Origin of the sequence: Roseibium limicola, from assembly GCF_017313085.1 — a bacterium.
GTDB classification, from domain to species: Bacteria; Pseudomonadota; Alphaproteobacteria; order Rhizobiales; family Stappiaceae; genus Roseibium; species Roseibium limicola.
On record NZ_JAFLNF010000003.1, the window covers coordinates 47,994 to 74,653 of the forward strand.

General features: G+C 58.7%; 30 protein-coding genes. 20 read left to right on the plus strand and 10 right to left on the minus strand.

From position 1 onward, the window contains the following. The first annotated feature begins 128 nt into the window (after positions 1-128). The 11 genes from J0X15_RS07455 (at position 129) to J0X15_RS07505 (ending at position 10,147) form a co-directional block, all read left to right on the plus strand. Entirely contained in the window at positions 129-806 is a 678-nt protein-coding gene (locus J0X15_RS07455) for an SDR family oxidoreductase (protein ID WP_206939401.1), read from the plus strand. Between the two features lie 43 nt (positions 807-849). Then, positions 850-1,443, plus strand: a complete 594-nt coding sequence (locus J0X15_RS07460) for a GNAT family N-acetyltransferase (RefSeq protein ID WP_206939402.1) — start codon at positions 850-852, stop codon at positions 1,441-1,443. 113 nt (positions 1,444-1,556) lie between these two features. Beyond that, on the plus strand, positions 1,557-2,732 hold the full coding sequence (locus J0X15_RS07465; RefSeq protein ID WP_206939403.1) for a benzoate/H(+) symporter BenE family transporter: 1,176 nt from the start codon (positions 1,557-1,559) through the stop codon (positions 2,730-2,732). 44 nt (positions 2,733-2,776) lie between these two features. Beyond that, positions 2,777-3,673 (plus strand): formate dehydrogenase accessory sulfurtransferase FdhD, encoded by an 897-nt coding sequence (locus J0X15_RS07470; protein WP_206939404.1) that lies wholly within the window; start codon positions 2,777-2,779, stop codon positions 3,671-3,673. Then, entirely contained in the window at positions 3,670-4,353 is a 684-nt protein-coding gene (gene mobA, locus J0X15_RS07475) for a molybdenum cofactor guanylyltransferase MobA (RefSeq protein ID WP_206939406.1), read from the plus strand. The genes J0X15_RS07470 and mobA overlap by 4 nt, the downstream gene beginning before the upstream one ends. Next, positions 4,350-4,868: a molybdopterin-guanine dinucleotide biosynthesis protein B gene (mobB, locus tag J0X15_RS07480; RefSeq protein WP_206939408.1), complete on the plus strand. Its 519-nt coding sequence runs from the start codon at positions 4,350-4,352 to the stop codon at positions 4,866-4,868. The genes mobA and mobB overlap by 4 nt, the downstream gene beginning before the upstream one ends. Continuing rightward, positions 4,865-6,148 (plus strand): molybdopterin molybdotransferase MoeA, encoded by a 1,284-nt coding sequence (locus J0X15_RS07485; RefSeq protein ID WP_206939409.1) that lies wholly within the window; start codon positions 4,865-4,867, stop codon positions 6,146-6,148. Before mobB ends, J0X15_RS07485 begins: the two co-directional genes overlap by 4 nt. 274 nt (positions 6,149-6,422) lie before the next feature. After that, entirely contained in the window at positions 6,423-7,199 is a 777-nt protein-coding gene (locus tag J0X15_RS07490; RefSeq protein ID WP_206939410.1) for an ABC transporter substrate-binding protein, read from the plus strand. Positions 7,200-7,317: 118 nt separating this feature from the next. Next, positions 7,318-8,031, plus strand: coding sequence for an ABC transporter permease (locus J0X15_RS07495; RefSeq protein WP_206939411.1), 714 nt, complete (start codon positions 7,318-7,320; stop codon positions 8,029-8,031). Then, entirely contained in the window at positions 8,028-8,858 is an 831-nt protein-coding gene (locus tag J0X15_RS07500) for an ABC transporter permease (protein WP_206939412.1), read from the plus strand. The genes J0X15_RS07495 and J0X15_RS07500 overlap by 4 nt, the downstream gene beginning before the upstream one ends. A gap of 122 nt (positions 8,859-8,980) precedes the next feature. Then, entirely contained in the window at positions 8,981-10,147 is a 1,167-nt protein-coding gene (locus J0X15_RS07505) for a trans-sulfuration enzyme family protein (protein WP_206939413.1), read from the plus strand. 5 nt (positions 10,148-10,152) lie between these two features. Here the strand turns inward: J0X15_RS07505 and J0X15_RS07510 are convergent, their stop codons facing one another. Further along, positions 10,153-11,055, minus strand: a complete 903-nt coding sequence (locus tag J0X15_RS07510; RefSeq protein ID WP_206939414.1) for a LysR family transcriptional regulator — start codon at positions 11,053-11,055, stop codon at positions 10,153-10,155. A 100-nt stretch (positions 11,056-11,155) separates the two neighbouring features. Here J0X15_RS07510 and J0X15_RS07515 point away from each other — a divergent pair, with 100 nt between their 5' ends. Beyond that, complete coding sequence (locus J0X15_RS07515; protein ID WP_206939415.1) at positions 11,156-11,317, plus strand: hypothetical protein; 162 nt, start codon at positions 11,156-11,158, stop codon at positions 11,315-11,317. A 103-nt stretch (positions 11,318-11,420) separates the two neighbouring features. Further along, positions 11,421-12,302, plus strand: coding sequence for an NAD(P)-dependent oxidoreductase (locus J0X15_RS07520; protein ID WP_206939416.1), 882 nt, complete (start codon positions 11,421-11,423; stop codon positions 12,300-12,302). 63 nt (positions 12,303-12,365) lie between these two features. On the opposite strand, the gene J0X15_RS07525 is transcribed toward J0X15_RS07520, so the two are convergent. Continuing rightward, positions 12,366-12,854 (minus strand): Lrp/AsnC family transcriptional regulator, encoded by a 489-nt coding sequence (locus J0X15_RS07525; RefSeq protein ID WP_456239066.1) that lies wholly within the window; start codon positions 12,852-12,854, stop codon positions 12,366-12,368. Positions 12,855-13,010: 156 nt separating this feature from the next. Beyond that, positions 13,011-13,664 carry a uracil-DNA glycosylase family protein gene (locus J0X15_RS07530; RefSeq protein ID WP_206939420.1) on the minus strand — a complete coding sequence of 218 codons (654 nt, stop codon included), beginning with the start codon at positions 13,662-13,664 and terminating at the stop codon, positions 13,011-13,013. Between the two features lie 129 nt (positions 13,665-13,793). On the opposite strand from J0X15_RS07530, the gene J0X15_RS07535 reads away from it, so the two are divergent. Continuing rightward, positions 13,794-15,356 carry a sensor histidine kinase gene (locus tag J0X15_RS07535; protein ID WP_206939422.1) on the plus strand — a complete coding sequence of 521 codons (1,563 nt, stop codon included), beginning with the start codon at positions 13,794-13,796 and terminating at the stop codon, positions 15,354-15,356. 71 nt (positions 15,357-15,427) lie between these two features. On the opposite strand, the gene cobT is transcribed toward J0X15_RS07535, so the two are convergent. After that, complete coding sequence (gene cobT / locus J0X15_RS07540; RefSeq protein ID WP_206939424.1) at positions 15,428-16,453, minus strand: nicotinate-nucleotide--dimethylbenzimidazole phosphoribosyltransferase; 1,026 nt, start codon at positions 16,451-16,453, stop codon at positions 15,428-15,430. Between the two features lie 163 nt (positions 16,454-16,616). Here cobT and J0X15_RS07545 point away from each other — a divergent pair, with 163 nt between their 5' ends. From J0X15_RS07545 to J0X15_RS07560, 4 genes are all read left to right on the plus strand, one after another. Further along, positions 16,617-17,462: an adenosylcobinamide-GDP ribazoletransferase gene (locus J0X15_RS07545; protein WP_206939427.1), complete on the plus strand. Its 846-nt coding sequence runs from the start codon at positions 16,617-16,619 to the stop codon at positions 17,460-17,462. An 83-nt stretch (positions 17,463-17,545) separates the two neighbouring features. Continuing rightward, positions 17,546-18,727, plus strand: coding sequence for an alpha/beta hydrolase (locus J0X15_RS07550; protein ID WP_206939429.1), 1,182 nt, complete (start codon positions 17,546-17,548; stop codon positions 18,725-18,727). Positions 18,728-18,774: 47 nt separating this feature from the next. After that, a complete protein-coding gene (locus J0X15_RS07555; protein WP_206939430.1) occupies positions 18,775-18,951 on the plus strand; it encodes a DUF1289 domain-containing protein in 177 nt (58 codons plus the stop codon). After that, positions 18,948-19,655, plus strand: coding sequence for a retropepsin-like aspartic protease family protein (locus tag J0X15_RS07560; RefSeq protein ID WP_209015170.1), 708 nt, complete (start codon positions 18,948-18,950; stop codon positions 19,653-19,655). Before J0X15_RS07555 ends, J0X15_RS07560 begins: the two co-directional genes overlap by 4 nt. A gap of 19 nt (positions 19,656-19,674) precedes the next feature. On the opposite strand, the gene J0X15_RS07565 is transcribed toward J0X15_RS07560, so the two are convergent. Beyond that, positions 19,675-20,523: a sulfite exporter TauE/SafE family protein gene (locus tag J0X15_RS07565; protein WP_231710333.1), complete on the minus strand. Its 849-nt coding sequence runs from the start codon at positions 20,521-20,523 to the stop codon at positions 19,675-19,677. Between the two features lie 48 nt (positions 20,524-20,571). Then, positions 20,572-21,621: a tRNA dihydrouridine(20/20a) synthase DusA gene (gene dusA, locus J0X15_RS07570; RefSeq protein WP_206939432.1), complete on the minus strand. Its 1,050-nt coding sequence runs from the start codon at positions 21,619-21,621 to the stop codon at positions 20,572-20,574. A 155-nt stretch (positions 21,622-21,776) separates the two neighbouring features. On the opposite strand from dusA, the gene J0X15_RS07575 reads away from it, so the two are divergent. Continuing rightward, positions 21,777-22,658, plus strand: a complete 882-nt coding sequence (locus J0X15_RS07575; RefSeq protein ID WP_206939434.1) for a DMT family transporter — start codon at positions 21,777-21,779, stop codon at positions 22,656-22,658. Positions 22,659-22,664: 6 nt separating this feature from the next. Here J0X15_RS07575 and J0X15_RS07580 read toward each other — a convergent pair whose 3' ends face one another. Both J0X15_RS07580 and J0X15_RS07585 read right to left on the minus strand, forming a co-directional pair. Next, the gene (locus J0X15_RS07580; RefSeq protein WP_206939436.1) at positions 22,665-23,174 is read right to left on the minus strand and encodes an MgtC/SapB family protein; all 510 of its coding nucleotides are present in this window, start codon (positions 23,172-23,174) and stop codon (positions 22,665-22,667) included. A 59-nt stretch (positions 23,175-23,233) separates the two neighbouring features. Continuing rightward, on the minus strand, positions 23,234-23,674 hold the full coding sequence (locus tag J0X15_RS07585; RefSeq protein ID WP_206939438.1) for an Lrp/AsnC family transcriptional regulator: 441 nt from the start codon (positions 23,672-23,674) through the stop codon (positions 23,234-23,236). Between the two features lie 126 nt (positions 23,675-23,800). Between J0X15_RS07585 and J0X15_RS07590 the strand changes: the two genes are divergently transcribed. Then, positions 23,801-24,709: a DMT family transporter gene (locus J0X15_RS07590; RefSeq protein ID WP_206939440.1), complete on the plus strand. Its 909-nt coding sequence runs from the start codon at positions 23,801-23,803 to the stop codon at positions 24,707-24,709. Between the two features lie 89 nt (positions 24,710-24,798). Here the strand turns inward: J0X15_RS07590 and J0X15_RS07595 are convergent, their stop codons facing one another. Together J0X15_RS07595 and dgcA are read right to left on the minus strand one after the other, a co-directional pair. Further along, a complete protein-coding gene (locus tag J0X15_RS07595; protein ID WP_206939442.1) occupies positions 24,799-25,653 on the minus strand; it encodes a D-amino-acid transaminase in 855 nt (284 codons plus the stop codon). A 16-nt stretch (positions 25,654-25,669) separates the two neighbouring features. Then, positions 25,670-26,656, minus strand: a complete 987-nt coding sequence (dgcA, locus tag J0X15_RS07600) for an N-acetyl-D-Glu racemase DgcA (RefSeq protein WP_206940164.1) — start codon at positions 26,654-26,656, stop codon at positions 25,670-25,672. Positions 26,657-26,660 lie beyond the last annotated feature (4 nt).

Below are 26,660 nucleotides of genomic sequence, written 5' to 3' on the forward strand. Positions count from 1 at the left end.
TGAGGTGAAGCCCCATCGCTGCCAAGACAGGCGCCATCCCCGGGCAAGGACACACGGCGGGGGTGGCGAACTTCTTTTGGGGCCGACAGCCTCGAATTCTTCCCAGACCTCGTTCCACCGGAGATCCCATGACTTCACTGCTCGTCACCGGAGCCAATCGCGGCATCGGGTTCCACATCGCAGCATCGGCGCTCGCCAAGGGATGGAGTGTTTTCGGCAGTGTCCGGACCGCCGCTCAGGCACAAGAGCTTGAAACGTCCCTGCCCGGCGTCACGCCGCTGATCTTCGATGTCACCGACGCAAGCGCGGTCAGGGCGACAGCGGAAGCCTTTGACGGACCGCTCGACATCCTGATCAACAACGCCGGAATCATCGGTCCGGAGCGACAGTCGACACTGGACATGGACTTCGAAGGCTTTGCCAGAACGCTTGAGATCAACACGCTTGGCCCACTGGCCGTTTCGCAGGCCTTCCTGCCGGCCTTGAGACGCGCGCAGAGCGGTCGCATCCTGTCCATCTCCAGCCAGATGAGCTGGATGGGCTATGACAAATCTGACCGCATTGCCTATCGCGCCTCGAAAGCGGCGCTGAACAAGGTGATGCAGGGCCTGGCTGCCGACCTGAAACCGGCGGGCATTTCGGTCTGCGTCATAGACCCCGGCTGGGTCGCCACAGATATGGGCGGATCTGCGGCCGACAATGATCCTGCGGATGTGGGCGCGGGCGTGGTCGCGCTGGCCGCCGGTCTTTCACTTCAGGGGACAGGCCGGTTCTACAAGTGGACGGGCGAAGAACGACCATTCTAAACTGCTGGCAACGATAAAGATTCGTTTTCAAGGCATCGCTTTCATGTGCTGGCCCCAGCCCTGCTGCATTCGCGGCAAATACGTCACCCTCGTGCCCCTGTCCCAGGACCATGCCGCCGATCTGGCCGATGCGGCTGCCGATGGCGACGTCCACAAGCTCTGGTACACCAGTGTACCCCATCCAAAGGCAGTTCCGGCAGAGATTGACCGCCGCCTCGGATTACAGAAAGATGGCTTGATGCTGCCGTTCGCGGTCCTCGGCACGGCCAGCGGCAAGGCTGTCGGCATGACCACCTACATGAATATCGACGCGCTCAACCGCCGGGTGGAAATCGGCTCGACCTGGTATCGCAAGAAGGTTCAGCGCTCGCCGTTCAATACGGAATGCAAGTTGCTGCTGCTCAGCCATGCTTTCGAGCAACTCGATTGCATCGCGGTGGAGCTACGCACACATTTCATGAACCGGCAAAGCCGCAACGCCATCGAGCGGCTTGGCGCCAAACTCGACGGCATTCTCCGCTCACATCAGTTGATGGAAGACGGGGCGCTGCGCGACACAGCCGTCTATTCCATCATCGCCAGTGAATGGCTCGCCGTGAAAGCCAATCTGAACTGGCAAATGGAAAAGCCGCGCTAGGAACTCAGCTCAACGGAACACTCCCGCTGCAAACCGGCCTTGCGGCACAGATATGAACCCGGCATAGAGCTTGAAGTCCTCCAAAGCCTTTTCACTACGAATAGCCAATTTCCATGCCCCGAACGCTGCCTTCTCCTCAGAATATTTCCACAGGTCTGTTAATCGGCCTTGTCGGCGCAGGCAGTTCCTTCGCCGTTGTCGTTCAGGGATTGATCGGTGCGGGGGCCACCCAGTCACAGGCAGCCAGCGGCTTGATGGCGCTGTGTCTGGCGCAAGGCGTCATGGCAATCATTGCCTCGCTGAGCTTGAAGATGCCGATCAGCACCGCATGGTCGACACCCGGCGCCGCGCTGCTGGCCACTGGCGCTGCGGTTCAAGGCGGATTTGAGGCCGCTGTCGGAGCGTTTCTCCTGAGCGCCTTGCTCGTCGTGCTCGCCGGACTGTTCAAGCCGCTGACCCGCATCGTGTCGGCCATTCCCATGGCGTTGGCAAATGCCATGTTGGCCGGCATTCTCATGGGGCTTTGCCTGGCGCCGGTCAAAGCCATCCCCGATCATCCCGTTGAGGCCCTGCTGATCATCGCAGTCTGGGCCGTCACTCTTCGTATCAAGCGCGTGCTTGCCGTACCGTTGGCCATGGTGGTGACCATCGGTCTGATTGCCTGGACTGCCGATAGCTCCGATTTAGCCACCCTCTCACTCTTCACTATGCCCGAGTTGGTGACACCAAGCTTCACATGGTCTGCAGCGGTCGGCATTGCTCTGCCGCTGTTCATTGTAACCATGGCTTCCCAGAATATTCCCGGCATCGCCGTGCTCGCTGTTAATGGCTACCACCCCAATGGCGGAAAACTGTTCTCGCTCGCCGGGCTGTTCAGCCTGATCGCTGCTCCGTTCGGCGGACATGCCGTCAATCTGGCCGCGATCACCGCAGCCATGGGGGCTGGTGAGGAGGCTGACCCGGATCCGCAACGCCGCTATTTGGGCACCACCGTGTCTGGCATTTTCTATCTCATCTTCGGCGTATTTGCAGGCGCAGCGACTGTGTTCATCACCCTGGTTCCGCCGATCCTCATTCAGGCTGTCGCCGGGCTTGCGCTAATCGGACCGCTTGCAGGCGCGATCACCGGGGCGACCAATGATCCGGAAACCCGCGAAGCCGCCATGATCACCTTTCTGGTCACAGTCTCCGGAGTAACCTTCTTCCAGATCGGTGGCGCCTTCTGGGGACTCATCGCTGGCGGAGCGTTTTTGGCGCTCATGCGTTATCGACGCGGACAAGTTACCTAAGCCTCTTGCCCGCCAGGTGTTATGTCCCGTAACCTCGAGATCAAATGAGCAGCGACTCCTCCCCTTTCGACAGCTATCTGCTGCGCCCTGACCCGCATTCCGCCGGTTTATCAACCAGTGTGGACGGCATGGATCAGGATGGCCAGATGGTAGCGACCAAGGTTGTCACCGAAAAGGCCCTGACCCTTTACCTGAACGCTCAGGAAGTCGTAACGATGATGACCATCGGCGACCACCCGGACTTGCTCGCGGTTGGCTATCTGAAAAACCAGAACATGCTGGAGCCGGACGATGTCATCACCGCCATTGACTACGACGATGATCTCGAAGTCGTTGTGGTCCGCACCGAGCGGGAAACCAACTATGAGGAAAAGCTGAAGAAGAAGGTGCGCACCTCCGGCTGTGCTCAGGGCACTGTTTTCGGCGATGTCATGGACGGGTTCGAGGACATGCGCCTGCCTCAAACAGCTCGCATGAAAACCTCCTGGCTGTATGCCCTGACGAAGGCCATCAACACCACGCCCTCCCTGTATCTCGAAGCAGGCGCCATCCATGGCTGCGTGCTGGCCTGCAAGGACAAGCCCTTGGTCTATATGGAAGATGTCGGTCGGCATAATGCAGTCGACAAGATCGCCGGCTGGATGACGCTGAACAACATCCCTGCGGAAGACAAGATTTTCTATACCACCGGGCGCCTCACCTCCGAGATGGTGATCAAGACCGTCATGATGGGCATTCCGATCCTCGTGTCGCGCTCCGGCTTCACCGCCTGGGGTGTCGAGCTGGCGCGCAAGGCCGGGCTGACGCTGATCGGTCGCGCCCGAGGCAAACGCTTCGTCGCCCTGGCAGGCCAGGACAGAATTGACTTTGATCTGTCGCCTGACCTCGTTGAGGCAGAACCTCCACGAGCCTCGCGCAAAGGAAGCATGGAAGGCGAATGAGCTCCAGTCCCCTATCCCGACCCGACCCCTCTGTTCTTGCCTGCGTTCTGGCCGGGGGGCAGTCCCGCCGTATGGGAGGCGGTGACAAGACGCTTCTCGACATGGGTGGAAACTCCATGCTGGGCCTCATTCTGGAACGCTTGAAGCCACAGGTGACAGAGGTGATACTAAACGCCAATGGCGACCCGGCACGGTTTGCCAACTTCGGCCTACCGGTGGTGGCCGATCCGATCGAGGGCCACCAAGGGCCTCTGGCGGGAATTCTAGCAGGCCTGATGCATGCGCGTGAGACCGCTCCCAGCGTCAGTCATGTCGTTTCGATTGCCGGCGACACTCCGTTTTTTCCGCGGGACCTGATTGCACGCCTGAGCACTCACCTCCCCTCGGCTGCGCCGGTAATTGCTCTCGCATGTTCACGCCGACGGCTTCATCCGGTCTTCGGACTTTGGCCAGTGGCCTTGGCTGATGACCTGCAGGCCTGGCTGGAGGCTGGTAAAAGCGGCAAGGTTCTAGCCTGGGTGGAACGCCATGACAGTATCGAAGTCGATTTCGACGACGATGCAGAAACCGGACTGGATCCCTTCTTCAACGCCAATCGCCCCGAAGATCTGGACACCGCCCGAGCCGTCCTCAGCCAAGTCGAACGCAATCAGGCAGCAGGATCCGACACACCCGCATGACAACCCCTCCCATCTTCGGTGTCACCGGCTGGAAAAACTCGGGCAAGACACAACTTGTCACAGCGCTAGTCAGTGCGCTGACAGCGCGCGGACTGAAGGTCTCGACCGTCAAACACGCCCATCACGCCTTCGATGTGGACACACCCGGTACCGACAGCTACCGCCACCGGGAAGCCGGGGCGAGCGAAGTGGCACTGGTCTCTGGCCGCCGCTGGGCCCTGATGCATGAGTTGCGGGAAGACGACGAGCCGCCTCTGACCGATATCCTGAAGCGGCTGTCGCCCTGCGATCTGGTGCTCATCGAGGGCTACAAGAGAGAAAGTCACCCCAAGATCGAGGCGCGGCGCCTTGGAAGCACCAAAGACACTCCGCTCAGCGATCAGGATCCGGCCATTCAGGCCATCGCGGCAGATCACCCGGTGGCCGAAACGCATCTTCCTGTCTTCGATCTCAACGACATTTCGGCAATCGCCGATTTCATTTGCCAGAAAACCGGCTTAAAAACCGGGACATGACCAAGGCTGACACCCTCCTCAACGATTGTTTTCTGCACGACAAGGACAGGCTCCGGCACGCGGAGGCCCTGGAGATCCTGCGGAGCCGGATTGCCCCGGTCGTCCCGACCCAGACTGTTGCGTTGCATGAGGCCATGGGGCGCGTTCTGGCCGAAGCGGTTCATGCCCCGCAGGATGTGCCGCTTTGCGACAATTCCGCCGTCGACGGGTATGCCTTCCGGTTTTCCGATCATGAGCCAGCAGGCGGGTTCTTCCAGCTTCGCCACAGGATCGCCGCCGGTCACCCGGCAGCGGAAACCCTGGCACCAGGAGGCGCTGCGCGGATATTCACCGGCGCCGTCATGCCCGATGGGGCCGACACCGTGGCGATGCAGGAAGATTGCGAAACGCATGAACAGGATGGCAAATCCTTTGTTATCGTTCCGAGCGGACTGAAAGCTGGGGCGAACTGCCGAAAGGCTGGCGAGGACCTGACCGCAGGCGCCCAACTGATGCCCTCCGGCCATCGTCTGCGCGCCCAGGACATCGCAGGCCTTGCGTCCATCGGCATGGCCCATGTCAACGTCTTCGCAAAACTGAAGATCGGCCTGTTTGCCACCGGGGATGAACTGAAGCGACCAGGCGAACCGCTGTCTGTCGGAGAAGTCTACGATTCCAACACTTTCTTGCTGAAGGCCCTGGCGTCCAGTCTGCCCGTAGAGATCGAAGATCTGGGGATTCTGGAAGACAAGCAGGAGACCGTGGAAGCCGCTCTGGCCGCTGCCGCCGACCAATGCGATCTGATTCTTACCACTGGCGGCGCCAGCAAGGGCGAAGAAGACCATGTCGGCACCGCTTTGACCCGGCTTGGTCATCGCCATATGTGGCAGCTTGCCATCAAGCCTGGTCGCCCCATGATGTTCGGTCAGATCGGCAACACGGTTGTCCTGGGTCTGCCGGGAAACCCCGTCGCCGCAATGGTCTGTTTTCTTCTGTATGGGCGCCCAGTGATCAGCCGACTTTCTGGCGGTGAGTTTTTGGAGCCGCAACGGTTTCAGGTGCCGGCAGATTTCGCTGTCCCGAAGAAAAAACCAGATCGTCGCGAGTACTACCGGGGCACGTTGGTTACTGATACCCTGGGAATGAGCCGGGTAAAGAAGTTCCAAAAGGATGGCTCCGGCCTGATCACTGGCTTGCGCGAAGCCGATGGCCTCATCGAAATCGCCGAAGAGACGCGCTCCGTAAAGGAGGGCAGCCTTGTGACATTCCTGCCGTTTTCCGGCATGGGGCTGATAAGCTGAGCGCACAGTGCTGAGGCTTCTGCAGTGACCGACTTTGCCGCCTGACAGACCAGACTAAATTACCGGCTCTTTGATCGGCACAGCCCTGCTTGCGTAACCACACGTGACATCACGCAGCGAAACCTCAACCCTTGCGAGAAACATCTCCACGTAAAAGTATGTTTTTTTATTGGGCATGCTTGAATTTTATGCTGAACTACAGCGAAATCATCGCATCGGGTTCTGGAAGGCTTGGCCCTCCAGCCTCAATGCGACACAAAAAGGGGAATAACTTATGCTTTTGAAGCGTATCGCTGCAGCTACCACCGTTCTCTTGGGAACCCTTGCCGGCGCACAGGCCGCCGATTGGTCAAAAGTTCGCATCGGAACAGAAGGCGCCTACCCTCCGTTCAACACCATGACCGCTGATGGTCAGCTGGTCGGGTTCGACATCGACATCGCCAAGGCCCTTTGCGCCGAAATGAAAGTCGAATGCGAATTCGTTGTTCAGGATTGGGACGGAATGATCCCGGCGCTTCTCGCCGGCAAGTTCGACGCAATCATCGCGTCCATGTCGATCACTGAAGAGCGCAAGGAAAAGGTCGACTTCACCGGCAAGTACTACAATACGCCGCCGGCGATCGTCGTCCCGAAAGACAGCAAACTGACCGGCGTGACTGATGCCGATCTGGATGGCGTCGCTCTCGGTGCACAGTCTTCCACGACCCATTCCAACTTCGCGGAAGAAAAGCTGCCTTCCACCGATCTGAAGCTCTATCCGACACCGGATGAGTATAAGCTCGATCTGGTTTCCGGCCGGATTGATGCGGCTATCGATGACGTTGTCGTTCTCTCCGAGTGGCTCGCCACCGAAGACGGCGCTTGCTGCAAAATCCTCGGCACGATCGATCCGGTTCTCGAAATCCACGGCGAAGGCGCAGGCATCGCGATCCGGAAGGAAGACGGCGACCTGAAGGCCATGTTCGACAAGGCCATCGCTGCCATTCGCGAGAACGGCACCTACGAAGAAATCAACAAGGAATACTTTGATTTCGACGTTTTTGGCGGCTAAATACCCCTTCAAATATGGTGACCCGTGGCATTTCCTGCCACGGGTCAAACTTTCACAGGCCAAGTTTTTCTGGTCTGGCGCACACTGCACAACTGACTAGGAAAGCAGCGCCGAAGGAATGGATGACTTACTCACGCTTCTTTCTTTCGGTGACGCCGGGTGGGGAGATGAAATCGCGACTGGCGTCTTCATCACCGTCAGTCTTGCCATTGCGACGATCCCTTTCGGCCTGGTGCTCGGCTTCCTGCTGGCTCTTGCCAAACGCTCCGAAGATCAAAGCCTGCGGCTGGCTGCGAACATCTACACAACCATTTTTCGCGGGCTGCCCGAACTCCTGACGCTGTTTCTCGTCTATTACGGTGTGCAAATCGGCTTACAACAGCTGACACAGATGCTCGGCTTCGATGCCTATATCGAGGTGAATTCCTTTGCAGCGGGTATGATCGCGCTGGCGATGGTGTTTTCCTCCTATGCCTCGGAAGCTTTCCTCTCGGCCTTTCAAGGCATTCCGCAAGGCCAGTATGAAGGCGGCTACGCGCTGGGTCTCTCCAAACGTCAAACAATGGTGCTGGTGATTGCACCGCAGCTGCTCCGCCTCTCCCTGCCCGCCTTGAGCAATCTCTGGCTGATCCTGCTGAAGGACACCGCCCTCGTTTCGGTGATCGGCCTGGCAGACCTGGTTCGCCAAGCCGGTATGGCTGCGCGGATCACCAAGGAGCCGTTCCTGTTCTTCGGCATTGCCTTCCTGATCTATCTGGTGCTGGCGATCCTTTCCTCAATCGGCCTGTCGCGCATTGATGCATACGCCAAGCGCGGGGAGGCTTCACGATGAGCATTTCCCTCGCCGTCATAAGTCCGAAAGCACCACCACCGCCGCGGCCCCAGCCATGGAGCTCGACCCGTATCATCGGCCATGTGCTCATGGCATTGTGGATTGTGGCCGGAGCCTCTCTGCTTTGGTATCTTGCCAGCAATGTCGCCAGCCCGTTTGTGCTGAAATACTGGTCCGATTATCTGGACGGCATATGGACCACGATCCAGATCGTTGTCATTTCCCTAGCCATAGGTTCGCTGCTGTCGCTACCGATCGCCGCCGGGAGGTCGTCCAAGCGCAAGATCTTTTTCCTGCCGGCTTATGCCTACGTCTATATTTTCCGTGGCACGCCACTGCTCGCCCAGACGTTCCTGATCTACTACGGGGCCGGCTCCTTTCGGCCGGAGCTGCAGGAAATAGGATTGTGGTGGTTTTTCCGAGATGCCTGGTATTGCGTGATATTCGCCTTCTCGCTGAACACTTCCGCCTATCAGGCAGAAATTCTGCGTGGCGCAATCCAGAGTGTGCCCAAGGGCCAATGGGAAGGCGCACAAGCGCTTGGCCTATCCCGCCCGATCATCTTCTGGAAGATCATCCTGCCGCAAGCCCTGATGGTGTCCCTGCGCCCCTATGGCAATGAGATCATCCTGATGGTCAAAGGTTCGGCCATTGCCTCCATCGTGACGGTCTTCGACCTGATGGGCGAAACCCGGCGAGCCTTCTCGCGTTCCTTCGACTTCCAGGCCTATATCTGGGCGGCGGTTTTCTATCTGCTGATCGTTGAAATACTACGTCAGATCTGGGACCGGTTGGAACGTCGCCTCACACGCCACCTCCAGCGCTGAGCAGATCATCTGAATCCATCGCCGTCTCCCTGCCGAAAATTCGATACGTCACGATCTGGCCTTGACCAGACGACGGGCAATTCGTCAAAAGAGAGCTCAATTCAGCGCGGAGCTTTCACGATATGACTTCTCAGAAAAAGACACCAAAAGCACTGCACACCAACAGCCTTCTCGCCCACGGTGGCGGGGGCTACGACAAGGCGACTGGTGCCGTGGTTCCCCCCATTCCGATGGCCACGACCTTCGTGCGCGACGAAGCCTATGAGCTGGTCTCCGAGGGGCATCTCTACTCACGCGACCACAATGATGTGTTTCGCAAGGTCGAGGGGCTCATCGCCACTCTGGAAGACGGCGCAGAAAGCCGGCTTTTTGCCTCGGGCATGGCGGCGATTGCAGCAATCGTGCGGACAGTGAAACCGGGCGGCACCATTCTGCTGCAGGCCGGCATTTACTGGGGCACCACGGTGTTTTTTCGCAAGACCTGTGAGCGCTCCAACATCGCCCTTGTGGAAGTGGATGCAACCGACCTACAGGTGCTTGCTGATCAGATCGCTACGACAAAGCCTGACCTCATCTTTATCGAAGTACCAAGCAACCCTTTCCTGAAAGTGGTCGACATCGCCAAGGTGTCGGAGATATCGAAGTCATTCGGCTCGGTGGTCTGCGTCGATGCCACGGCTGTAACGCCGCTGATCATGAAGCCACTGCAGCTGGGGGCCGATCTGGTGATGCACTCCGCGACCAAGGCACTGAACGGCCACTCGGATGTTCTCGGTGGTGTGATTACTTGCACCGACCCAACCTCACCGGCGTGGGAGTTCATTCGTGCCGAGCGTCATGGGGCCGGCGCGGTGATGGGATCTTTTGAAGCCTGGTTGCTGCTGCGCGGTCTGCGCACGCTGGGTCTGCGAGTTGAACGGATGAATGCCAACTCTCAGGCCTTCGCAGAGCACTTCGACGGCCACCCCAAGATGGAAGCAGTGCTTTATCCGGGGCTTGAAAGCGCCGAAGGGCATGAGCTTGCGAAAGCTCAGATGTCTGGTGGCTACGGCTCATTGATGAGCCTCATCCTCAAAGGCTCCAAAGATGACGCCCTGAAGGTTGCTGGTGCGCTCAATCTCTTCCAGCGCGCGACATCACTGGGTGGAGTGGAAAGCCTGATCGAACACCGCGAGACCATTGAGGGCCCAGAATCCGGCATTCCCGTCACCTTGCTGCGCCTATCCATTGGCATCGAGCACCTGGATGATTTGATTGGCGATATGGAACAGGCACTCGAGATCATCTGATCTGACTAAAGGCCACCGCACTGGACTTCCGTTTCCGCCGCTTTGCGTTTGATCCAATGGATAAACTTCTTGAGCGGCGGACGCGGTTCGCCTTTGCCTCTGACGATATGATAGCCGGACGCCTCCGGACGCAATTCTTCAGCCAGAACGCGCAAGTGACCGGCCTGAATCAGGCTTTCCACAAAGATCCGTGCCGTAGCCGTGATCCCCGTTCCCCGCCGCACGCCATCCAGCACCATGTAGCCTGGCAAATGGGTGATATTGAGCTTTGAGCGAGGCACCACGCCCTGACGTTCCAACCATTGCGCCAGCTCATTGGTGCCCAGCTCCTGCAGCCAGGGGAAGTCCTGAAGATCAGACGGCTGATAGACCGTATCCTTGCCCACAAGGCTGGTCGCGCCAACCACCACATACCCCGACAACAGCAGCGGTTCGCACAGCAGGCCCGGCCATTCGCCGCCGCCATATCGAACCGCAACATCCACATCGCTCGCCGCCAGATCCACAACTTGCGACGTCGGATTGAGCATCAGCTCGATCTCCGGATGGATCTGCTTGAAGTCTGAGATGCGCGGCATCAGCCAGCTGACCGCAAAAGAGGGCGTCACCGTCACATTGAGCGGCCTTTCGGTGTTGCCGCGCAGAATATCGTCGACGGTCTCAGAGATCACCGCGAATCCCTCCATCAGGCCCTCAGCCAGCCGCGCCCCATCGGCGGTCAGGGACACCCCGCGCCCTGCCCGCTCCACCAGCCTTGTGCCCAGATGGGTTTCCAATGCGCGCACCTGCTGGCTGACAGCAGCATGGGTGACGTTCAACTCCCGTCCGGCTGCGGAGAAGCTGTTGGTCTGGGCGACAGCTGCGAAAGCCCGCAGTCCGGTCAAGGGGGGAAGGTGGCGAAAACTCATATGTAATTCCAGCTTACATTTGAAAAATTATCCTGACTGGCATTAATTCAGCAATGACCTCATGTTTCAAGCACCGAAAGCAAACAGAGGACGTAAGACCATGTTTAACACATACGCTGAGAGCATTCTGACCGCCACCCGTTTGGGCCAGTTCACCCGCCCTTTGCCCGTTCCCCAGCAGAGGTTGCACCACGTATCTGATGCGGCGCCTGAGAACCGCGAAATCCGGCGTCCACGCAATCGCTTCACCTTCTGGATCTAGGTCTATCTCCTGACAGGCAAAAGTGAATGCGCTACACATCTTCCACAGTGACGTGACAGGCCCAACAATGCAGGGCCTGTCACTTTTCAGCGGAGGAGTTCTCATGGCGAAGGTTGCATTCATCGGGCTGGGCGTAATGGGGTATCCCATGGCTGGCCACCTCAAGACCAAGGGCGGGCACGACGTGACCGTCTACAACCGCACAACTGACAAGGCGGAAAAATGGGCGACCGAATTCGGCGGTCAGTACGCTTCGACCCCAGCAGAAGCAGCTAAAGACTGTGACTTCGTCTTCGCCTGCGTCGGCAATGATGACGACCTGCGCGCTGTCACCATAGGGCCCGACGGCGCTTTCTCCGCTCTGAAATCCGATGCTATCTTTATCGACAACACCACGGCTTCGGCGGCAGTGGCACGTGAGTTGTACCTTGCGGCAAAGGAAAAGGGTTGCGGCTTCATCGACGCGCCGGTGTCCGGCGGCCAGGCGGGGGCAGAAAACGGCGTGCTGACTGTGATGTGCGGTGGCGATCAGGATGTCTTCGACCGCGCCAAACCGGCCATTGATTCCTTTGCCAAGTTCGTCGGCCTGATGGGCGAAAGTGGCGCTGGCCAGCTGACCAAGATGTGCAATCAGATCTGTATCGCAGGTATCGTTCAGGGTTTGTCAGAATCCATCCACTTTGCCAAGCAGGCGGGCCTTGATGTCGCGACTGTCATCTCTGCCATTCGCGGTGGCGCAGCACAGTCGTGGCAAATGGAGAACCGTTGGGAAACCATGGAAAAAGGCAAGTTCGACTATGGCTTTGCCGTGGACTGGATGCGCAAGGACCTGGGCATCTGCCTGAAAACCGCGAACGACACCGGAGCCAGGCTGCCGGCAACGGCGCTGATCGACCAGTTCTACGCCGACGTGCAGGAGATGGGCGGTGGGCGCTGGGATACGTCGTCGCTGCTGACCCGCCTGGAAAAGCCAAAAGGCGCCTGAGAAGAAGGCGCGGATCGTCAGATCCGCGCCCTTGCCCCAACGTCACAGTGGGCGCTTTTCAGCTCAGGAGGCGCTGCCCTTGGGCTTTTCGGCCGGTACATAGCCCAGCGGCAGCTGGGTCGTGTATTTGATCTGCTCCATGGCGAAAGTTGTAGAGACATCCGTGATCTCGATCTTCGCGATCAGGCGCTTGTAGAAGTCGTCATAGGCATCGATATCAGGAACCGAGACGCGAAGCAGGTAATCGACCTGCCCTGCCATTCGATAGAATTCAACCACTTCCGGAAACTCCCTGATCACATCAGCAAATTTCTTCAGCCAGTCTTCCGTATGCTGAGAGGTCGTGATCGCGACGAAGGCCGTCACCTTGACGTTGACCTTCTTCGGATCGAGCAACGCCACCCGCCCCGTGATCACCCCGTCTTCTTCCATCTTCTGGATACGGCGCCAGCAGGGCGTGGTGGACAGGCCCACACGACGGCCAATTTCAGCAACGGGGATAGTGCAGTCTTCCTGGAGAATGGACAGAATGCGGCGGTCAATGCGGTCAATCATGGTTCTTCCAGGCCCTAGAAGGGAATTAGCGATCTGCGTAAGAGCGACGGAGGTGGAATATCATACCTCAGATAACCTCAAATCCTTGCGCCCATCCTAGTCCAAAGTCAATGTAACCGGCATTATGAAACGATTTTCCAGATTCCATCAACGCTAGACTTCAGACGGACGCGCCACCAGCTTCGCCACGCGACCGCGCAGAACTGGCAAGAGGTCTGTTTCAAACCAGGGGTTCTTGCGAAGCCAGGCATTGTTGCGCCAAGAAGGATGCGGCAAGGGCAGCACTGCGGGGCTGCGTGTCTCATCCTCCAGATAATCCCGCCAATTCGTGACCGTTTCCGTCAATGTCTTCTTACGTTCGCTCCCGAGGTGATAGGCCTGCGCGTATTGACCGATGGTCAGGACCAACTCGACCTGTGGCAGCAGCGTAAAGAGACGGTCATGCCACGTCAGGCGACATTCCTTGCGTGGCGGCAAGTCGCCCCCTTTTGCGTCCAGCCCCGGAAAACAGAATCCCATGGGCACGATCGCCAAGCGGTTTTCATCATAAAATACGTCTTCATCGATCCCCAACCACGTGCGTAACCGGTCACCAGACGGGTCCGTGAAGGGCCTGCCGGATTTATGGACTCGTGTTCCCGGCGCTTGTCCACAGATACACAGACGTGCGGAGGATGAAACCTGCAGTACCGGGCGGGGCTCGTGCGGCAATGGCTTGGAAACCGGGGCTTCCACGCAGATCCTGCAAGAGCTGATTGCGCCGGCCAGTTCTGCCAGCTCCCCGCTTTCACGACATGATTCCGCCATTCCATCCAAGCCCTTGATATTTTTACGTTTCGTTCACCATGAAACTGAGCCTGTTCTTAAGAAATTCTGATCAGGATATGTCCAACACACACCCACTCAGTCAGGCTTTCGAAAGGGTTTCGTCGGCACATGGCCCCTCAGGCCCCCAGCTCAGATACCAACACCACTTCGGCTCACACCCGCACGGTCGTCAACCGTGAACGGGCAAAGCGCCGACGTGAGATGGCACGCACCCTGCGCACCGCGCGCAGTCATATCGGCCTGCGCGACCCTGACAGCAGTACCTTCGAACAAGAACGCCTGCATCTGTTTGCCGACACGCGTATCAGTTCGACGTTCGCCGTGCCACTTCTGGCGTTGGTGATTGCCGCCATCGCCAGCTTGTGGATCCACCCGGCACTGGTCGGCTGCTGGTTCGTCGGCACATTGTGCATGCACATCCTGACAGTTGCCACTTGCCGATCCTACGAGCGGGCCAGCTCTACCCGGCGCGCCAAACGTCCATGGCTGCGTCGGTTTGCACTTGGCGACCTGCTCTATGGCTGCTCATGGGCGGCATTCTTCCTGCTCCCCCGCCACACGGAGGTAAGCGACGGCTTTCTGGTTTTCCAGTTTGCCGCGATGTTGATCGTCGTGGCGATGAACACAATGCAATCGGCAACCCTGCCGCGCGCGCTTCTGGCGGGTACACTGCCCGTGTCTCTGACCTTGACGGCGACCTTCCTTCAGCATCCCGAACCGATGCAGTTCACGTTGGCCGCGATGGCGCTGGGATCGCAAGGCTTCTTCCTGATCCTCGGCAACCAGCTTTTGAAAAACGCCAACACGATGCTGGAATACCGGGCGGAGAAGGACCACCTGATCGCCGAGCTGGAAACAGCCAACGCCATGTCGGACGAATCCAGACGTCGGGCTGAGGAAGCCAATCTTGCGAAGTCACGCTTCCTGGCCACCATGAGCCATGAGTTGCGAACGCCGCTGAACGCCATCCTGGGCTTTTCGGAGGTGATGAAGGATGAAATCCTCGGGACTATGCAGAACCCGACCTACAAGTCCTACGCCGCAGACATTCATTCCTCGGGCTCACATTTGTTGAACCTGATCAATGAGATCCTCGACCTGTCCCGCGTCGAGGCCGGACGTTATGAGCTGCACGAAGGGTTCCTGGACCTGCCGGATCTGGCTGAAGACTGCATGGCCATGATGCAGATCCGCGCCAAGTCGAAGAATATTGAACTGATCGAAACCCATGATGTGGACATCGGCCGAGTGTGGGCGGATGAGCGCGCCCTGCGGCAAGTGATCCTCAACCTGATGTCGAACGCCATCAAGTTCACTCCGGTCGACGGCCGTGTCGAAGTTCGAATGGAAAGCACCTCCCACGGCGGGATCCGCATCAGCGTCTCAGACAATGGGCCCGGAATTCCGGAGACGGAGCTTCCCGTGGTTTTGCAGGCCTTTGGCCAGGGATCAGTTGCCATTCAAAGCGCCGAACCCGGAACCGGCCTCGGCCTGTCCATCGTGCAGGCCTTGGTTGCCATGCACGGCGGCACCTTCAAGCTGACGTCCAAGGTGCGTCAGGGCACCAACGCCAGCTTTACCCTGCCCGCTTCACGGCTTTCGAGCGAGGCGCCGGCGCTTTTCGACGCGGTACCAGCCTTCGACGAAGAAGACGCCCGTCGCACCGCCTGAGCGCCGCGACCTGGGCCGAGTTCCCCGCTGCGCAGATACTAATGCGCCTGGTGAGCTAACAGTGATGCGGGTCAGGCGTCCTTGGAGCTGACCCCAGCCTGCAAGAAGGTTGCCATGCCATTGTGAGTTTCGGCAGCTGCCTTGACGATGCCCGCGGCCAGAGCGGCTCCTGTGCCCTCACCCAAGCGCATTCCGAAATCAAGCAGAGCTTCCTTGCCCATGGTCTCCAGTGCCCGCCGGTGCCCGGCTTCAGCCGAAATATGAGCGAACTGGCAATGGTCGAGGCCAGTCGGATCCATGGCGTAAACGACAGCTGCCGCTGCGGTGGTGACAAAGCCGTCAACCAGCACAGGCACCCGCTGCAGACGGGCGGCCACAATCAGGCCTGCCATGGCGGCAATCTCGCGACCGCCAATCTTGCGCAGCACCTCAAGCGGATCTTTTTCGTTACCCAATCGGGCAATGGCCTGTTCGACTGCTTCGCGCTTGCGCGCAAGACCGGCATCGTCAACACCAGTGCCGCGACCGATCCAGTCAGCAGCCTGACCACCAAAGAGACCATTGAGAACAGCTGCTGCAACCGTTGTGTTGCCAATGCCCATCTCACCCAGACAGATGAGATCCACGCCGCCAGCCAGAGCCTCCATGCCGTAGGCCATGGTTGCAGCGCAATTGGCTTCATCCATCGCATCTTCTTCGGTGATCGACGGCGTCGGGATTTCGACAGCCAGATCGAAGACCTTCAGGCCGATGTCATTGGAACGGCAGATCTGATTGATTGCAGCACCACCGGCAGCGAAGTTCTCGACCATCTGTGCATTGACCGAGCTCGGAAAGGCCGAAACGCCCTTGTCGGCGACACCATGAGACGTGGCGAAGATCGCCACGAGCGGACGCGTCACCTTTGGTGAAGACTTGCCGGACCAGGCTGCCAGCCACTCTGCGAGCTCTTCCAGCTTGCCGAGAGAGCCTGCTGGTTTGGTCAATTGGGCATCGCGGGCTTTCACCGCCTGCAGAGCATCCTCATCCGGCCCCGGCATGGACTTCACCAGGTTGCGAATATCTTCAAAGGGAAGCGCGGATTCGGAGAAAGACATCAGGCAAGGGCTCCTGGCATATTGAAGTGGGACAACAAAGCGGCACGGCACTTTTGGCCGTCGTTGGGGCGCAGACAGCAACCTCCGCCGCACTTGGTTTGTCATGTGCGCCGATCTATAACGGGGGCCGTGAAAAACACAAGGTCGGGACGGGCAGCGCACCATGGATGATGGCGAAAACAGATCCTGGGCCAAAAGCCTGAAACAGGTTCTCAGGAAATGGCACCCGCTTCAGGTTGCCAGCGATGTCGCCGCCTGTGTCCGGTTCTTTTCGCGACTGCCCTTGCCTCCCGCCGGTCCCTTGGACCGGATCGACGCTGCACCGGACTTTTCCCGAATTTCCTACGCGGCTCCTTTGGCGGGCCTGGTGATCTCTGCCCCCGCAGCCCTACTCACTCTCGTCCTCGGTTTGACGCCCCTCCCCGATCTGGTCGTGGCAACTTTAGCGGTCGCGCTGCTGGTGGCAGTCTGCGGGGCCCTGCACGAAGATGGGCTAGGCGACGTTGTTGACGGCTTTTTCGGTGGCACGACCCCGAAACGACGCATGGAGATCATGAAGGACAGCCGGGTGGGTGCCTTTGGAGCGCTGACGCTGGCGATCGCGATCCTTCTCAGGGTATTGCTTCTGGCTGGCCTGCTGCAGGCTCTGGACGGCTGGGCCGTCGTGCCGCTTGTTGTCGGCGAAGCGCTCAGCCGTGGCCTTATGATCTGGCAGTGGCGATCTCATCCTTCCGCCCGACCGGGCGGGCTTGGCGCACGCTTTGGCAAACCCGACGCTGTTCAGGTAAATGCCGCCGCCCTGATTTGCGGGTTGGCTCTGCTGACTTGTCTCATAAGCGTTCCCCTGCTCAATCTGGCACTTGGCGGTCTTCTGGCCAGTGCTGGCGCCTACGGTGTCGGGCGCCTCGCCGTCTCCAAGATCGGCGGAACAACCGGCGATGTTCTGGGAGCAGCACAACAAATCGCCGTGATCTGCTTTTTAATCGGCTTGCAACTGGCCCCAATGTGATGTGATTGGCGAGGATTGCGGTTGCGCTCGCCGCGTGCCAGTTTCCCGTCATGTGCTTTCCTCCCCCGTTCCGTAAAGTTGAAATGCAGCCAGAAACCTCGACCACCCGCCTGATTGCAACGCTCCTCGTCTGCCTGTTTCTTGCCGGCTGCGGAGCGCGCCCGGTCACGGGCGCCTTGCAGGTCAGCGAAGAGGATGCGCCAGGCACCACCAAGCATGACATCCTGATCGTCTCGACACGTGAAAAGGATGAACGCCCTGGGACCTACTTCAATGGCGAGCGGTCGATGCTGGCCAATTACGCGGAGGCCGAAATCAGCGTCCCTCCGGGCCACGCAGCCGGCCAGATCGAATGGCCGAATGCCGCACCAGGCAATCCGGCCACGGATTTCACAGCACGCGAAGCATCCTATCTAAAAGACCGGGCAGCTTGGAAAGCGGACCTGAACAAGAGACTGATGGCCAAACCGAAGAGCGAACGCAGCGTTTTCCTGTTTATCCATGGCTACAACACTTTGTTTGCCGAGGGGCTCTATCGTTTCACCCAGTTCGTCCATGACAGCGGATTTACCGGCGTTCCTGTGCATTTCAGTTGGGCGTCGCGCGGCAGCCTGACCGACTACGTCTACGACCTCAACAGTGCTCTGGTGGCCCGCACTGCCTTGCAGCAAACGGTCGCCGACATTGCCGACAGCAAGGCAGAAAACATCTTCATCCTGGCCCACTCCATGGGCAACTGGCTGATGATGGAGACGGCTCGGCAGTTGCCGATCAAGGAGCGGTTGCAGCTCGACCGCAGGGTGACGCAGGTCATACTGGCAGCTCCTGACATCGACATCGATGTTTTCAAGGAGCAGCTGATGGCGATGGGCAAGCCGAGCAAGCCCTTCGTCATTCTGGTTTCGGAAGATGATCGCGCCTTGAACATTTCGCAGCGCATTGCCGGAGGGAAATCGCGGGTTGGGTCCTACGGCGATGGCAAGGAGCTGGCGGAGTTGGGTGCCATTGTCATCAATCTGACGAGCATCAAGGGCAGCGATGTCACCAACCATTCGAAGTTTGCCGAAATTGCCGCAGCAGCTCCGCAACTGGCCGACGTCCTGAGCCAGCAAGACCTGACAAGCTTCGACCCCAATGGCCCGAACCAAATCGGACAAGCGGGTCAGGATCTGGGCAGCTTTGTCCTGTCGACTGCTCAAGTCGCCGTGACCCTTCCAACTGCCCTGATCACTCTACCGATCTCACTTGCGAGCGGGAGACGGTAACGGCCAGAGACTGGCGGGATCCGCCAAGCCTGCCTATATCCCAATGCATGAAGACACCTTGTAACAAAACCTGCCAGATCCATCCCGTCACGGGGCTCTGCCTTGGCTGTCATCGCAGCCTTGAGGAAATCGGCAGCTGGTCACGCTATTCCGACACTCAACGGGCGCACATCATGGCTGAGCTTCCCACCCGCACGCCTGCCCAACGGACGGAGGCTCAATGATGCGGCAGATTCGCGGTATTGCTCTAGGTGTTCTGGTGCTGGCAATCATGGGGTTTGGTCTCTACTGGCTGTTTGGCCCCGCGACAGATCCATCCGAGCTTGACATGGACACAACCGGTCCCCGGCTTGTGGCGATGTCGGTGCTGGCGTTCGTGTTCGTCGCCAGCCTTTTGTTCCAACAACCCAAAGTTGGCGACATCGTGCGTGGCACCTTTTTCTGGGGTGGTCTGATCGCCGTACTGGTTGTCGGCTATACGTTTCGCCACGACATGATCAATGGCGGCTACCGGGTGCTCGGAGCCCTTGCCCCCGGTCTTGCTGTGCCGCAGGAGGATGGCAATATACTGGTGGTGCGTGACCGCTCCGGGCATTTCCAGGTGCGCGCCGACGTCAACGGCCAATCAACGGAGATGCTGTTCGACACCGGCGCCAGCACAGTCGTGCTGACTTACCAGGACGCGCAGGCAGCAGGATATGATCCGGAAAACCTCATCTTCACAATCCCGGTCCGCACCGCCAACGGCCGCGCCATGGTCGCCCCAGTCCAGATCAACGAACTGCAAATTGCCGACCTGCGGCTGACCGACCTGCGAGCCTTTGTCGCCCGCGACGGCACATTGGAGACCAGTTTGCTGGGCATGCGTGCCCTTGATCGTCTGAAAAGCTGGCGGATTGAAGGGGACAAGCTCGTTCTAACTCCATAAAGAGTGCTACTTTTTGAGATTAGAAACCGGCAAGGCTCGCAAAAAAGCGGGCTGACACCACCAGCAGAAACGCTCCAAAAGCCAGCTCCATCTTGCGACGGCTCGTGGCGTGCGCGACGCGAACACCCAAAGGTGCCATCAGGATGGTGACCGGAATGATCAGCGCAACACCGAGCAGATTAACGAAGCCGAGCGAGAACGGCGGCAGATAGTCAGAGCCCCACCCAGCCCAGATCAGGCCAATGGTGCCGGGAATGGAAATCAGCACGCCGGTGCCGGAGGACGTGGCGACGGCCTGATGGATCGGGCGTCCGTAGAGGGTCATGAAGGTATTGTTCATCACTCCGCCGCCGATGCCCATCAATGTGGAGAAAAATCCGATCAGCGCGCCACAGACAGGACGAATCGGAAAGCCTGGAATGTCGTCGGCAATCTTGGCCCCGCGCTTGTCGAAGAGCATTCGAAGACCCAGCACCAGTGCCAGAACGGCAAAGATGCCCTTCAGCTCGGCACCTGAAACGTAAGCCGCCAGTAGCGAGGCGACAACCACCCCCAGAGGCAAGGGAATGAGCCAGGAACGCAGAAGATCAAGATCGACAGCGCCACGGCGCTTGTGCGCCATGAAGGAGCGCAACGAGGTCGGCACGATGATCGCCAAAGAGGTCGCGACAGAAATGTGCATCCGCACACTTTCATCGACCTGCAGGATCGTCAGAAACTGGTAGAGAACCGGCACCAGAACAGCGCCGCCGCCAATGCCAAAAAGCCCTGCCAGAAAACCGGCGATGGCGCCGGCCCCGATCAGGGCGAGAGCGAGCCAGACGGCATCCATGATCTGGAAGCTGCCGGCGATCGTCGCAAAGTCCATCTTGTTTAAATTACCTTCAGGCAGGGACTGAAGGATCCTGTATCAGCGTCAGGCTGCCTCACCGGATCCAATATCAGACTCAGAAAAATCGTCGTCAGCATGATCTTGAGGCTGAACCGCCGCAAGGGCCTTTTCCACCACTTCGGTACCCGCACCCGGCTTGACCGCCTCAACAGTCAGAATACGGCGCCAAGAGCGGGCACCCGGGCGGCCATGAAACAGGCCGAGCATGTGGCGGGTGATGTTTGACAGCCGCGCGCCCTCTGACAGCCGGGCCTCGATATAGGGCAAATAGGCTTCCACCGCCTGCCAGGGAGATATGTCTTCACCGGTATCGCCATAGACCCGGCGATCGACCTCCCCCATCATCTGCGGCGTGTGATAGGCCGCACGCCCGAGCATGACTCCGTCGAATTCCGGCAGAAATGTCTCGGCCAATTCAAGGTCGCCGATGCCGCCATTAATTCCGATGAACAGGTCAGGAAAGCGACTCTTCAATCGGCGAACCCGGTCGTAATCCAACGGTGGAATATCGCGGTTCTCCTTCGGACTCAGGCCTTTCAACCAAGCTTTGCGGGCATGTACCCAGAGCGCATCGGCGCCCGCTGTTACAACCGCATCGGCGATGGCATCCAACGCCGGCTCCGGATCCTGCTCGTCAACACCGATGCGGCATTTCACCGTCACGGGAATATCGACGACATCCTTCATCGCCTTGACGCAATCCGCGACCAGCTGCGGTTCAAGCATCAGGCATGCACCGAAGGCGCCAGACTGAACCCGGTCTGACGGACAGCCAACGTTGATATTGACTTCGTCATAGCCCCAATCCTCAACTATCTTGGCTGAAGCGGCCATCGCCTCGGGTTCAGATCCACCAAGCTGGCAGGCAATCGGGTGTTCGAGATCGGAAAATCCCAGAATCTTGTCCCGGTCACCATGAATGACCGCACCTGTTGTCACCATCTCCGTATAGAGCAGTGCATGACGGCTCAACTGCCGATGGAATGCGCGGCAGTGCCGGTCTGTCCATGCCATCATGGGCGCAATGGCAAAGCGCGGCTGATGCTCGGAATAAAGGCGTTTCGATGTGGTCATGGCCGGGCTTTTAGCAGAGAGCCCCTCAAACGCAAAGACCAGTGTGACCGCACAGTTTGGCCCGCTGCTGACCTTGCGGCTTTGCAACCGACCTGCGACAGAACCTCGAACCCTGGAAGTCAGCACAAGCAAGAGTACGGTCGGGAGGAAGAGGCATGGCAACGGCGGCAGACGCACTTCGCGCACGCACCACCACCGGTATCCTGCTGATGTGTGCCGGTGTGGCATGTCTTTGCGTCAATGACGCGATCGCCAAGACATTGAGCAGCAGCTATTATCCGGTGCAGGTTCTGTTTCTACGCAGCATCATTGCTCTGCCTTTTGCAGCCCTGATTGCCTGGAAAATGGGTGGCGTTGCGGCTTTAAAATCCTATCGACCCGCCGCTCATCTCTTGCGCGGCTTGTTGTGGATCGTCGCCGCTACAATGTTCTTCACCAGTCTGGGGTTGCTCGGACTGGCAGAAGCCACGACGCTGATTTTCGCCGCCCCCATGTTCATTTGCGCGCTGTCCGCGCTGGTCTTGCGCGAGCAGGTCGGATGGCGGCGCTGGCTTGCCGTATTGGTCGGGTTTGTCGGCGTTCTGATTGTCGTGCGGCCCGGCAGCGATACCTTCCAGGCGGCCTCACTCTTGCCAATCGCAACAGCAGTTCTTTACGCCTTGCTGATGATCAGTGCCCGTTGGGTCGATCCGCGCGAGAGTGTCTGGACCATGATGGTCTATCTCGTGGGCGTTGGAACTCTTCTGAGTGCATCGGCTGCGCCATTTTTCTGGCTGCCGGTTCAGGGAAAAGACATCTGGTTTTTCTTCGGCATTGCCGTGTTCGGCACCGCCGGAATGACGTTAATGACCCAGGCGTTCCGGTTTGCGCCTGCCCCAGCCGTGGCCCCCTTCGACTATACTGCTCTGCTCTGGGCGACTTTGCTCGGATATGTTTTCTGGAGCGAGATCCCCGACACGGCGACTTACGTTGGAGCCTCCGTGATCGTCGCCAGCGGTCTGTTCATCGTCTACCGCGAATGGAAACTGGACAGCTGAACCTGCTCAGCTATTTCGGTCCTGCTCAAGCTCGGATTTGGACCGGCTGACCACCCTGTGTTCCACCCAGCGCAACACTGCGATGACCAGAAATCCGAGTAGCGCTGCTGGAATGGCGACCGACCAAAGCCCAAGTCCCACAGCGAGGCCGCTAGCCCCGGCAAGCCACATTCCGGCACCGGTGGTCAGCCCCTTCACCTCCCCTTTGGTGAACACGATCATCCCTGCAGCCAGAAATGCCACCCCGGATGTGACAGCTTCAACCATACGAATTGGATCCATGCGGACTGTTTCCTGCTTGAAGGAGCCGAAATGCAGGAACTCGATCGTCAGGATCGCAACTGTGGCAGCGGAAAGACTTATCAGCACATGAGTACGCAAACCGGCAGCGTGCTCATTCAACTCCCTTTCGAAACCCAGCAGTGCGCCCAATGCAACAGCTGCAGCCATCCGAGCCAGAATGACTGCCAGGGGCAGATAGGTTGAAGTGGTAAGTTCATCCAGCAGCTCATTCATCTGCAGCAGCTCCTTTAGCTGGAATACGCAGATCTGCAGCAGGATGTTCCGTCGAAATCTCAGACGACCGGGGGCAGACGCCTTTGAACCGTCTGTGCCTTGACCACCGCCGTGTGCGTCTCGGCTTTCTCTGCGACCTTGTCCAGCAGCGTGTCCAGTTCTTCCATGGAGCGCACATAGAGGCGGGCATAGAAGCAATCGTCTCCCGTTACCTTGTCGCATTCGATGATCTGCGGAATATCGTCCAGCAGCTTCTGCACCACATGCAATGTGCCAGGCAGGGGACGAACACGGACAATGGCTTGAAACAGATAGCCCAGCGCCTTGGGGTCGACATCCAGTGTGAAACCACGAATGACCCCGCCCTCTTCAAGCCGCTTCAGCCGCTCGGAGACACTGGGCGACGACAAGCCGACGCGACCTCCAAGCTCCTTGAGCGACAGGCGAGCATCGGCAAGAAGCTCTTCAAGGAGGCGTCGATCAATATCGTCAATTTTCATTTCGAAGGCCCTTTTCTCTAATCACCTTATTAAAAAATGCGATTTTATATTCTTACAAACTTTTACACATAGAGAAAGCCCAGCTTCTGCTGCGAAAATGAGGCATATTCATAGGAGAACCTAATTATGACTCAGTCTCAGACCCGTGGCGCATTGGAAATGTCTGCCGCGATGCTGATATCTGGCAGCATCGGCTACTTCGTGCTTCTGTCCGGCCAGAGCCCGTTCCAGGTGGTATTCTGGCGCTGCGCCTTCGGCCTTCTCGCCCTGTTTCCGGTCTGCTTCGCGCTCGGTTTGCTTCGCCCCGGCAGCATCACCTTGCGCCAGGCCCTTTGGGCTGCTTTCGGTGGCGTCGCCATCGTGATCAACTGGCTGTTGCTGTTTTCCGCCTACGACAAGGCGGGGATCGGCGTGGCAACCGTTGTCTACAACACGCAGCCTTTCATGCTGGTCGCCCTTGGCGCTCTCGTGCTGAAGGAGCGCCCGACAGCGCAGAAGCTCGCCTGGCTCACGCTGGCTTTCGCAGGCGTCCTGATGATCATCGGCGAAAAGCCACAAGGCGACTATCTGACCGGCAACTACGCAAGCGGTGTCTTGTTGGCACTGGGTGCGGCTGCGCTTTATGCTGGAGCGGCGCTAATCGCCAAAAAACTCAAGGGCGTGCCGCCTCATCTGATTGCGCTGATCCAGGTTGGCGTCGGCATTGTCCTTCTCTCGCCGGTGCTTCTGGCTGCGCCCTTGCCGCAGACGTCGGGCAGCTGGGCCAGCCTCGGCGCTCTCGGTCTCTTTCATACCGGCCTGATGTATGTGCTGCTTTACGGCGCCATTCAGAAATTGCCGACAACACTAACGGCGGCCTTGTCTTACATTTATCCGGTGGCTGCCTTGCTGATCGACACGCTCTTCTTGGGGACGTCCCTGCATCCTCTCCAGATCGGCGGAACAGCAACCATTCTGCTGGCCGCCGCCGGTGCGACCTTTGGATGGCATTTGCCGCTTCTGAGACGGGCGGGAGTAAAACCGCAATCGCTTTGAAGCGTGTCCCTCCATTCAAATGCAAAACGCCCGGCCATCGTCTGATGACCGGGCGTTTCGGCGATCCTGCTAAAAGGGGGGAAGCAGGATCAGATAGCTTTTTCGCGAGAGAACTGGATGAAGATCTCACGCAGACGCTTGGCAACCTGGCCCGGTTTGCCATCGCCCAATGCAACACCATCGATTTCGACTACCGGAACCACCATGCCGGTGGCCGATGTGGTGAAAGCTTCCTTGGCCGCCTTGGCTTCTTCGACAGTGAAAGAGCGCTCCTCAATCTTGATCTGATGCTCTTCAGCACAGCGCATCAGCGACGCCCGGGTGATCCCGGCCAGAATGTCGTTGGAGATCGGGCGGGTGACGATGTTGCCTTCCTGAGTGACGATATAGGCGTTGTTGGAGGAGCCTTCCGTCACCATGCCGTCCAGCACCATCCAGACATCATCGACGCCATTGGCCTTGGCTTCGTTCTTCAAGAGAGATGCATACAGCAACTGCACAGTCTTGATATCGCAGCGCCGCCAGCGAATGTCGTCGGCAGTCATGACCTTGAGGCCCTTGTCGACCGATGGCCCGGCGAGAAGCGACTTTTCCTGGGTGAACATCACCAGTGTCGGTGCAGTGCCTTCCGGCGGGAAAAGAAAGTCGCGGTCGGCTTCACCACGGGAGACCTGAAGGTAGATCAGACCTTCCTTGACGTTGTTGACTTGCGCCAGCTTGCGGTGAGCTGCCAACAGCTCCTCATCGGTCGCAGGTGATGCCATCTTTAGCTCATCCAGCGAGCGACGCAGGCGCGCCATGTGCCCCTCGAAGTCGACGAGCTTACCATCGAGAATGCAGGTTACTTCATAAACGGCATCGGCAAACAGAAAGCCGCGATCAAACACCGACACCTTGGCTTCCGTCTCCGGCACGAAGGCGCCATTCACATAAACAGTACGCATTTTTTCAAAACCCCTTTTAGCCCCAGAGACCTGGCACGGACGGCGTCACGAGAGAGCCGGTGAATTCAAGCGGAATGTCACGATCCTTGGCCAGCAATAGCGGACCGTCGAGATCGACATACTCTGCGCCCTGGGCAAGCAGCACCGCAGGCGCCATGGCCAATGATGTGCCGACCATGCAGCCGATCATGATTTGAAAACCTTGCGCCCTTGCAGCTTCACGCAGAGCCAGGGCCTCGGTCAGGCCGCCGGTCTTGTCCAGTTTGATGTTGATCAGGTCGTACTTGCCGCCAAGGTGGTCAAGGGACGCCCGATCATGACAGCTCTCATCGGCACATACGGGCAGAACCCGTTCCAAACCAATAAGAGCATCGTCATCGGCAGCGGGAAGTGGTTGCTCGACCATGGCAACGCCAAGACGAACAAATTCCGGTGCCAGCTTCTGATATTCGGAAACCGACCAGCCTTCGTTGGCATCAATGATGATTGTACTATCAGGCGCGCCGTTGCGCACAGCCTCGATCCGGGCGAGATCGCCTTCACCACCCAGCTTCACCTTCAGCAGTGGACGCGCAGCATTTTTCGCCGCCTGTTCGCCCATGCTCTCCGGCGTGCCAAGAGACAGAGTGTAGGCGGTGGTCACCTGCTCAAGCGCCGAAAATCCGGCGAGCGTGAAAGCCCGCTGACCTGACTGTTTGGCTTCCAGATCCCACAGCGCACAATCAAGAGCATTGCGGGCGGCGCCCGGCTTCAGCAGAGCCTGAAGCTCGGACCGGCCGGCGCCATTGGCGAAGTCATCGGAAAGGGAAAGGATGGTGTCGACGACACCATCCAGAGTTTCGCCATAGCGGGCATAAGGCACGCATTCGCCTCTGCCCGTATGGGTGCCGTCCGAGATTTCCACCGTCACCACATGCGCTTCCGTGCGAGAGCCACGCGAAATGGTGAAGGTTCCCGCAATGGGGAAAGTCTCGGCATAGGCCTTGAGGTTCAGTGCAGCCATCAGA

Coding starts and splice junctions, on each gene's coding strand:
- J0X15_RS07455 (WP_206939401.1), top strand. CDS start 129: ATGACTTCACTGCTCGTCACCGGAGCCAATCGCGGCATCGGGTTCCAC.
- J0X15_RS07460 (WP_206939402.1), top strand. CDS start 850: ATGTGCTGGCCCCAGCCCTGCTGCATTCGCGGCAAATACGTCACCCTC.
- J0X15_RS07465 (WP_206939403.1), top strand. CDS start 1,557: ATGCCCCGAACGCTGCCTTCTCCTCAGAATATTTCCACAGGTCTGTTA.
- J0X15_RS07470 (WP_206939404.1), top strand. CDS start 2,777: ATGAGCAGCGACTCCTCCCCTTTCGACAGCTATCTGCTGCGCCCTGAC.
- mobA (WP_206939406.1), top strand. CDS start 3,670: ATGAGCTCCAGTCCCCTATCCCGACCCGACCCCTCTGTTCTTGCCTGC.
- mobB (WP_206939408.1), top strand. CDS start 4,350: ATGACAACCCCTCCCATCTTCGGTGTCACCGGCTGGAAAAACTCGGGC.
- J0X15_RS07485 (WP_206939409.1), top strand. CDS start 4,865: ATGACCAAGGCTGACACCCTCCTCAACGATTGTTTTCTGCACGACAAG.
- J0X15_RS07490 (WP_206939410.1), top strand. CDS start 6,423: ATGCTTTTGAAGCGTATCGCTGCAGCTACCACCGTTCTCTTGGGAACC.
- J0X15_RS07495 (WP_206939411.1), top strand. CDS start 7,318: ATGGATGACTTACTCACGCTTCTTTCTTTCGGTGACGCCGGGTGGGGA.
- J0X15_RS07500 (WP_206939412.1), top strand. CDS start 8,028: ATGAGCATTTCCCTCGCCGTCATAAGTCCGAAAGCACCACCACCGCCG.
- J0X15_RS07505 (WP_206939413.1), top strand. CDS start 8,981: ATGACTTCTCAGAAAAAGACACCAAAAGCACTGCACACCAACAGCCTT.
- J0X15_RS07510 (WP_206939414.1), bottom strand. CDS start 11,055: ATGAGTTTTCGCCACCTTCCCCCCTTGACCGGACTGCGGGCTTTCGCA.
- J0X15_RS07515 (WP_206939415.1), top strand. CDS start 11,156: ATGTTTAACACATACGCTGAGAGCATTCTGACCGCCACCCGTTTGGGC.
- J0X15_RS07520 (WP_206939416.1), top strand. CDS start 11,421: ATGGCGAAGGTTGCATTCATCGGGCTGGGCGTAATGGGGTATCCCATG.
- J0X15_RS07530 (WP_206939420.1), bottom strand. CDS start 13,664: ATGGCGGAATCATGTCGTGAAAGCGGGGAGCTGGCAGAACTGGCCGGC.
- J0X15_RS07535 (WP_206939422.1), top strand. CDS start 13,794: ATGGCCCCTCAGGCCCCCAGCTCAGATACCAACACCACTTCGGCTCAC.
- cobT (WP_206939424.1), bottom strand. CDS start 16,453: ATGTCTTTCTCCGAATCCGCGCTTCCCTTTGAAGATATTCGCAACCTG.
- J0X15_RS07545 (WP_206939427.1), top strand. CDS start 16,617: ATGGATGATGGCGAAAACAGATCCTGGGCCAAAAGCCTGAAACAGGTT.
- J0X15_RS07550 (WP_206939429.1), top strand. CDS start 17,546: ATGCAGCCAGAAACCTCGACCACCCGCCTGATTGCAACGCTCCTCGTC.
- J0X15_RS07555 (WP_206939430.1), top strand. CDS start 18,775: ATGAAGACACCTTGTAACAAAACCTGCCAGATCCATCCCGTCACGGGG.
- J0X15_RS07560 (WP_209015170.1), top strand. CDS start 18,948: ATGATGCGGCAGATTCGCGGTATTGCTCTAGGTGTTCTGGTGCTGGCA.
- J0X15_RS07565 (WP_231710333.1), bottom strand. CDS start 20,523: ATGGACTTTGCGACGATCGCCGGCAGCTTCCAGATCATGGATGCCGTC.
- dusA (WP_206939432.1), bottom strand. CDS start 21,621: ATGACCACATCGAAACGCCTTTATTCCGAGCATCAGCCGCGCTTTGCC.
- J0X15_RS07575 (WP_206939434.1), top strand. CDS start 21,777: ATGGCAACGGCGGCAGACGCACTTCGCGCACGCACCACCACCGGTATC.
- J0X15_RS07580 (WP_206939436.1), bottom strand. CDS start 23,174: ATGAATGAGCTGCTGGATGAACTTACCACTTCAACCTATCTGCCCCTG.
- J0X15_RS07585 (WP_206939438.1), bottom strand. CDS start 23,674: ATGAAAATTGACGATATTGATCGACGCCTCCTTGAAGAGCTTCTTGCC.
- J0X15_RS07590 (WP_206939440.1), top strand. CDS start 23,801: ATGACTCAGTCTCAGACCCGTGGCGCATTGGAAATGTCTGCCGCGATG.
- J0X15_RS07595 (WP_206939442.1), bottom strand. CDS start 25,653: ATGCGTACTGTTTATGTGAATGGCGCCTTCGTGCCGGAGACGGAAGCC.
- dgcA (WP_206940164.1), bottom strand. CDS start 26,656: ATGGCTGCACTGAACCTCAAGGCCTATGCCGAGACTTTCCCCATTGCG.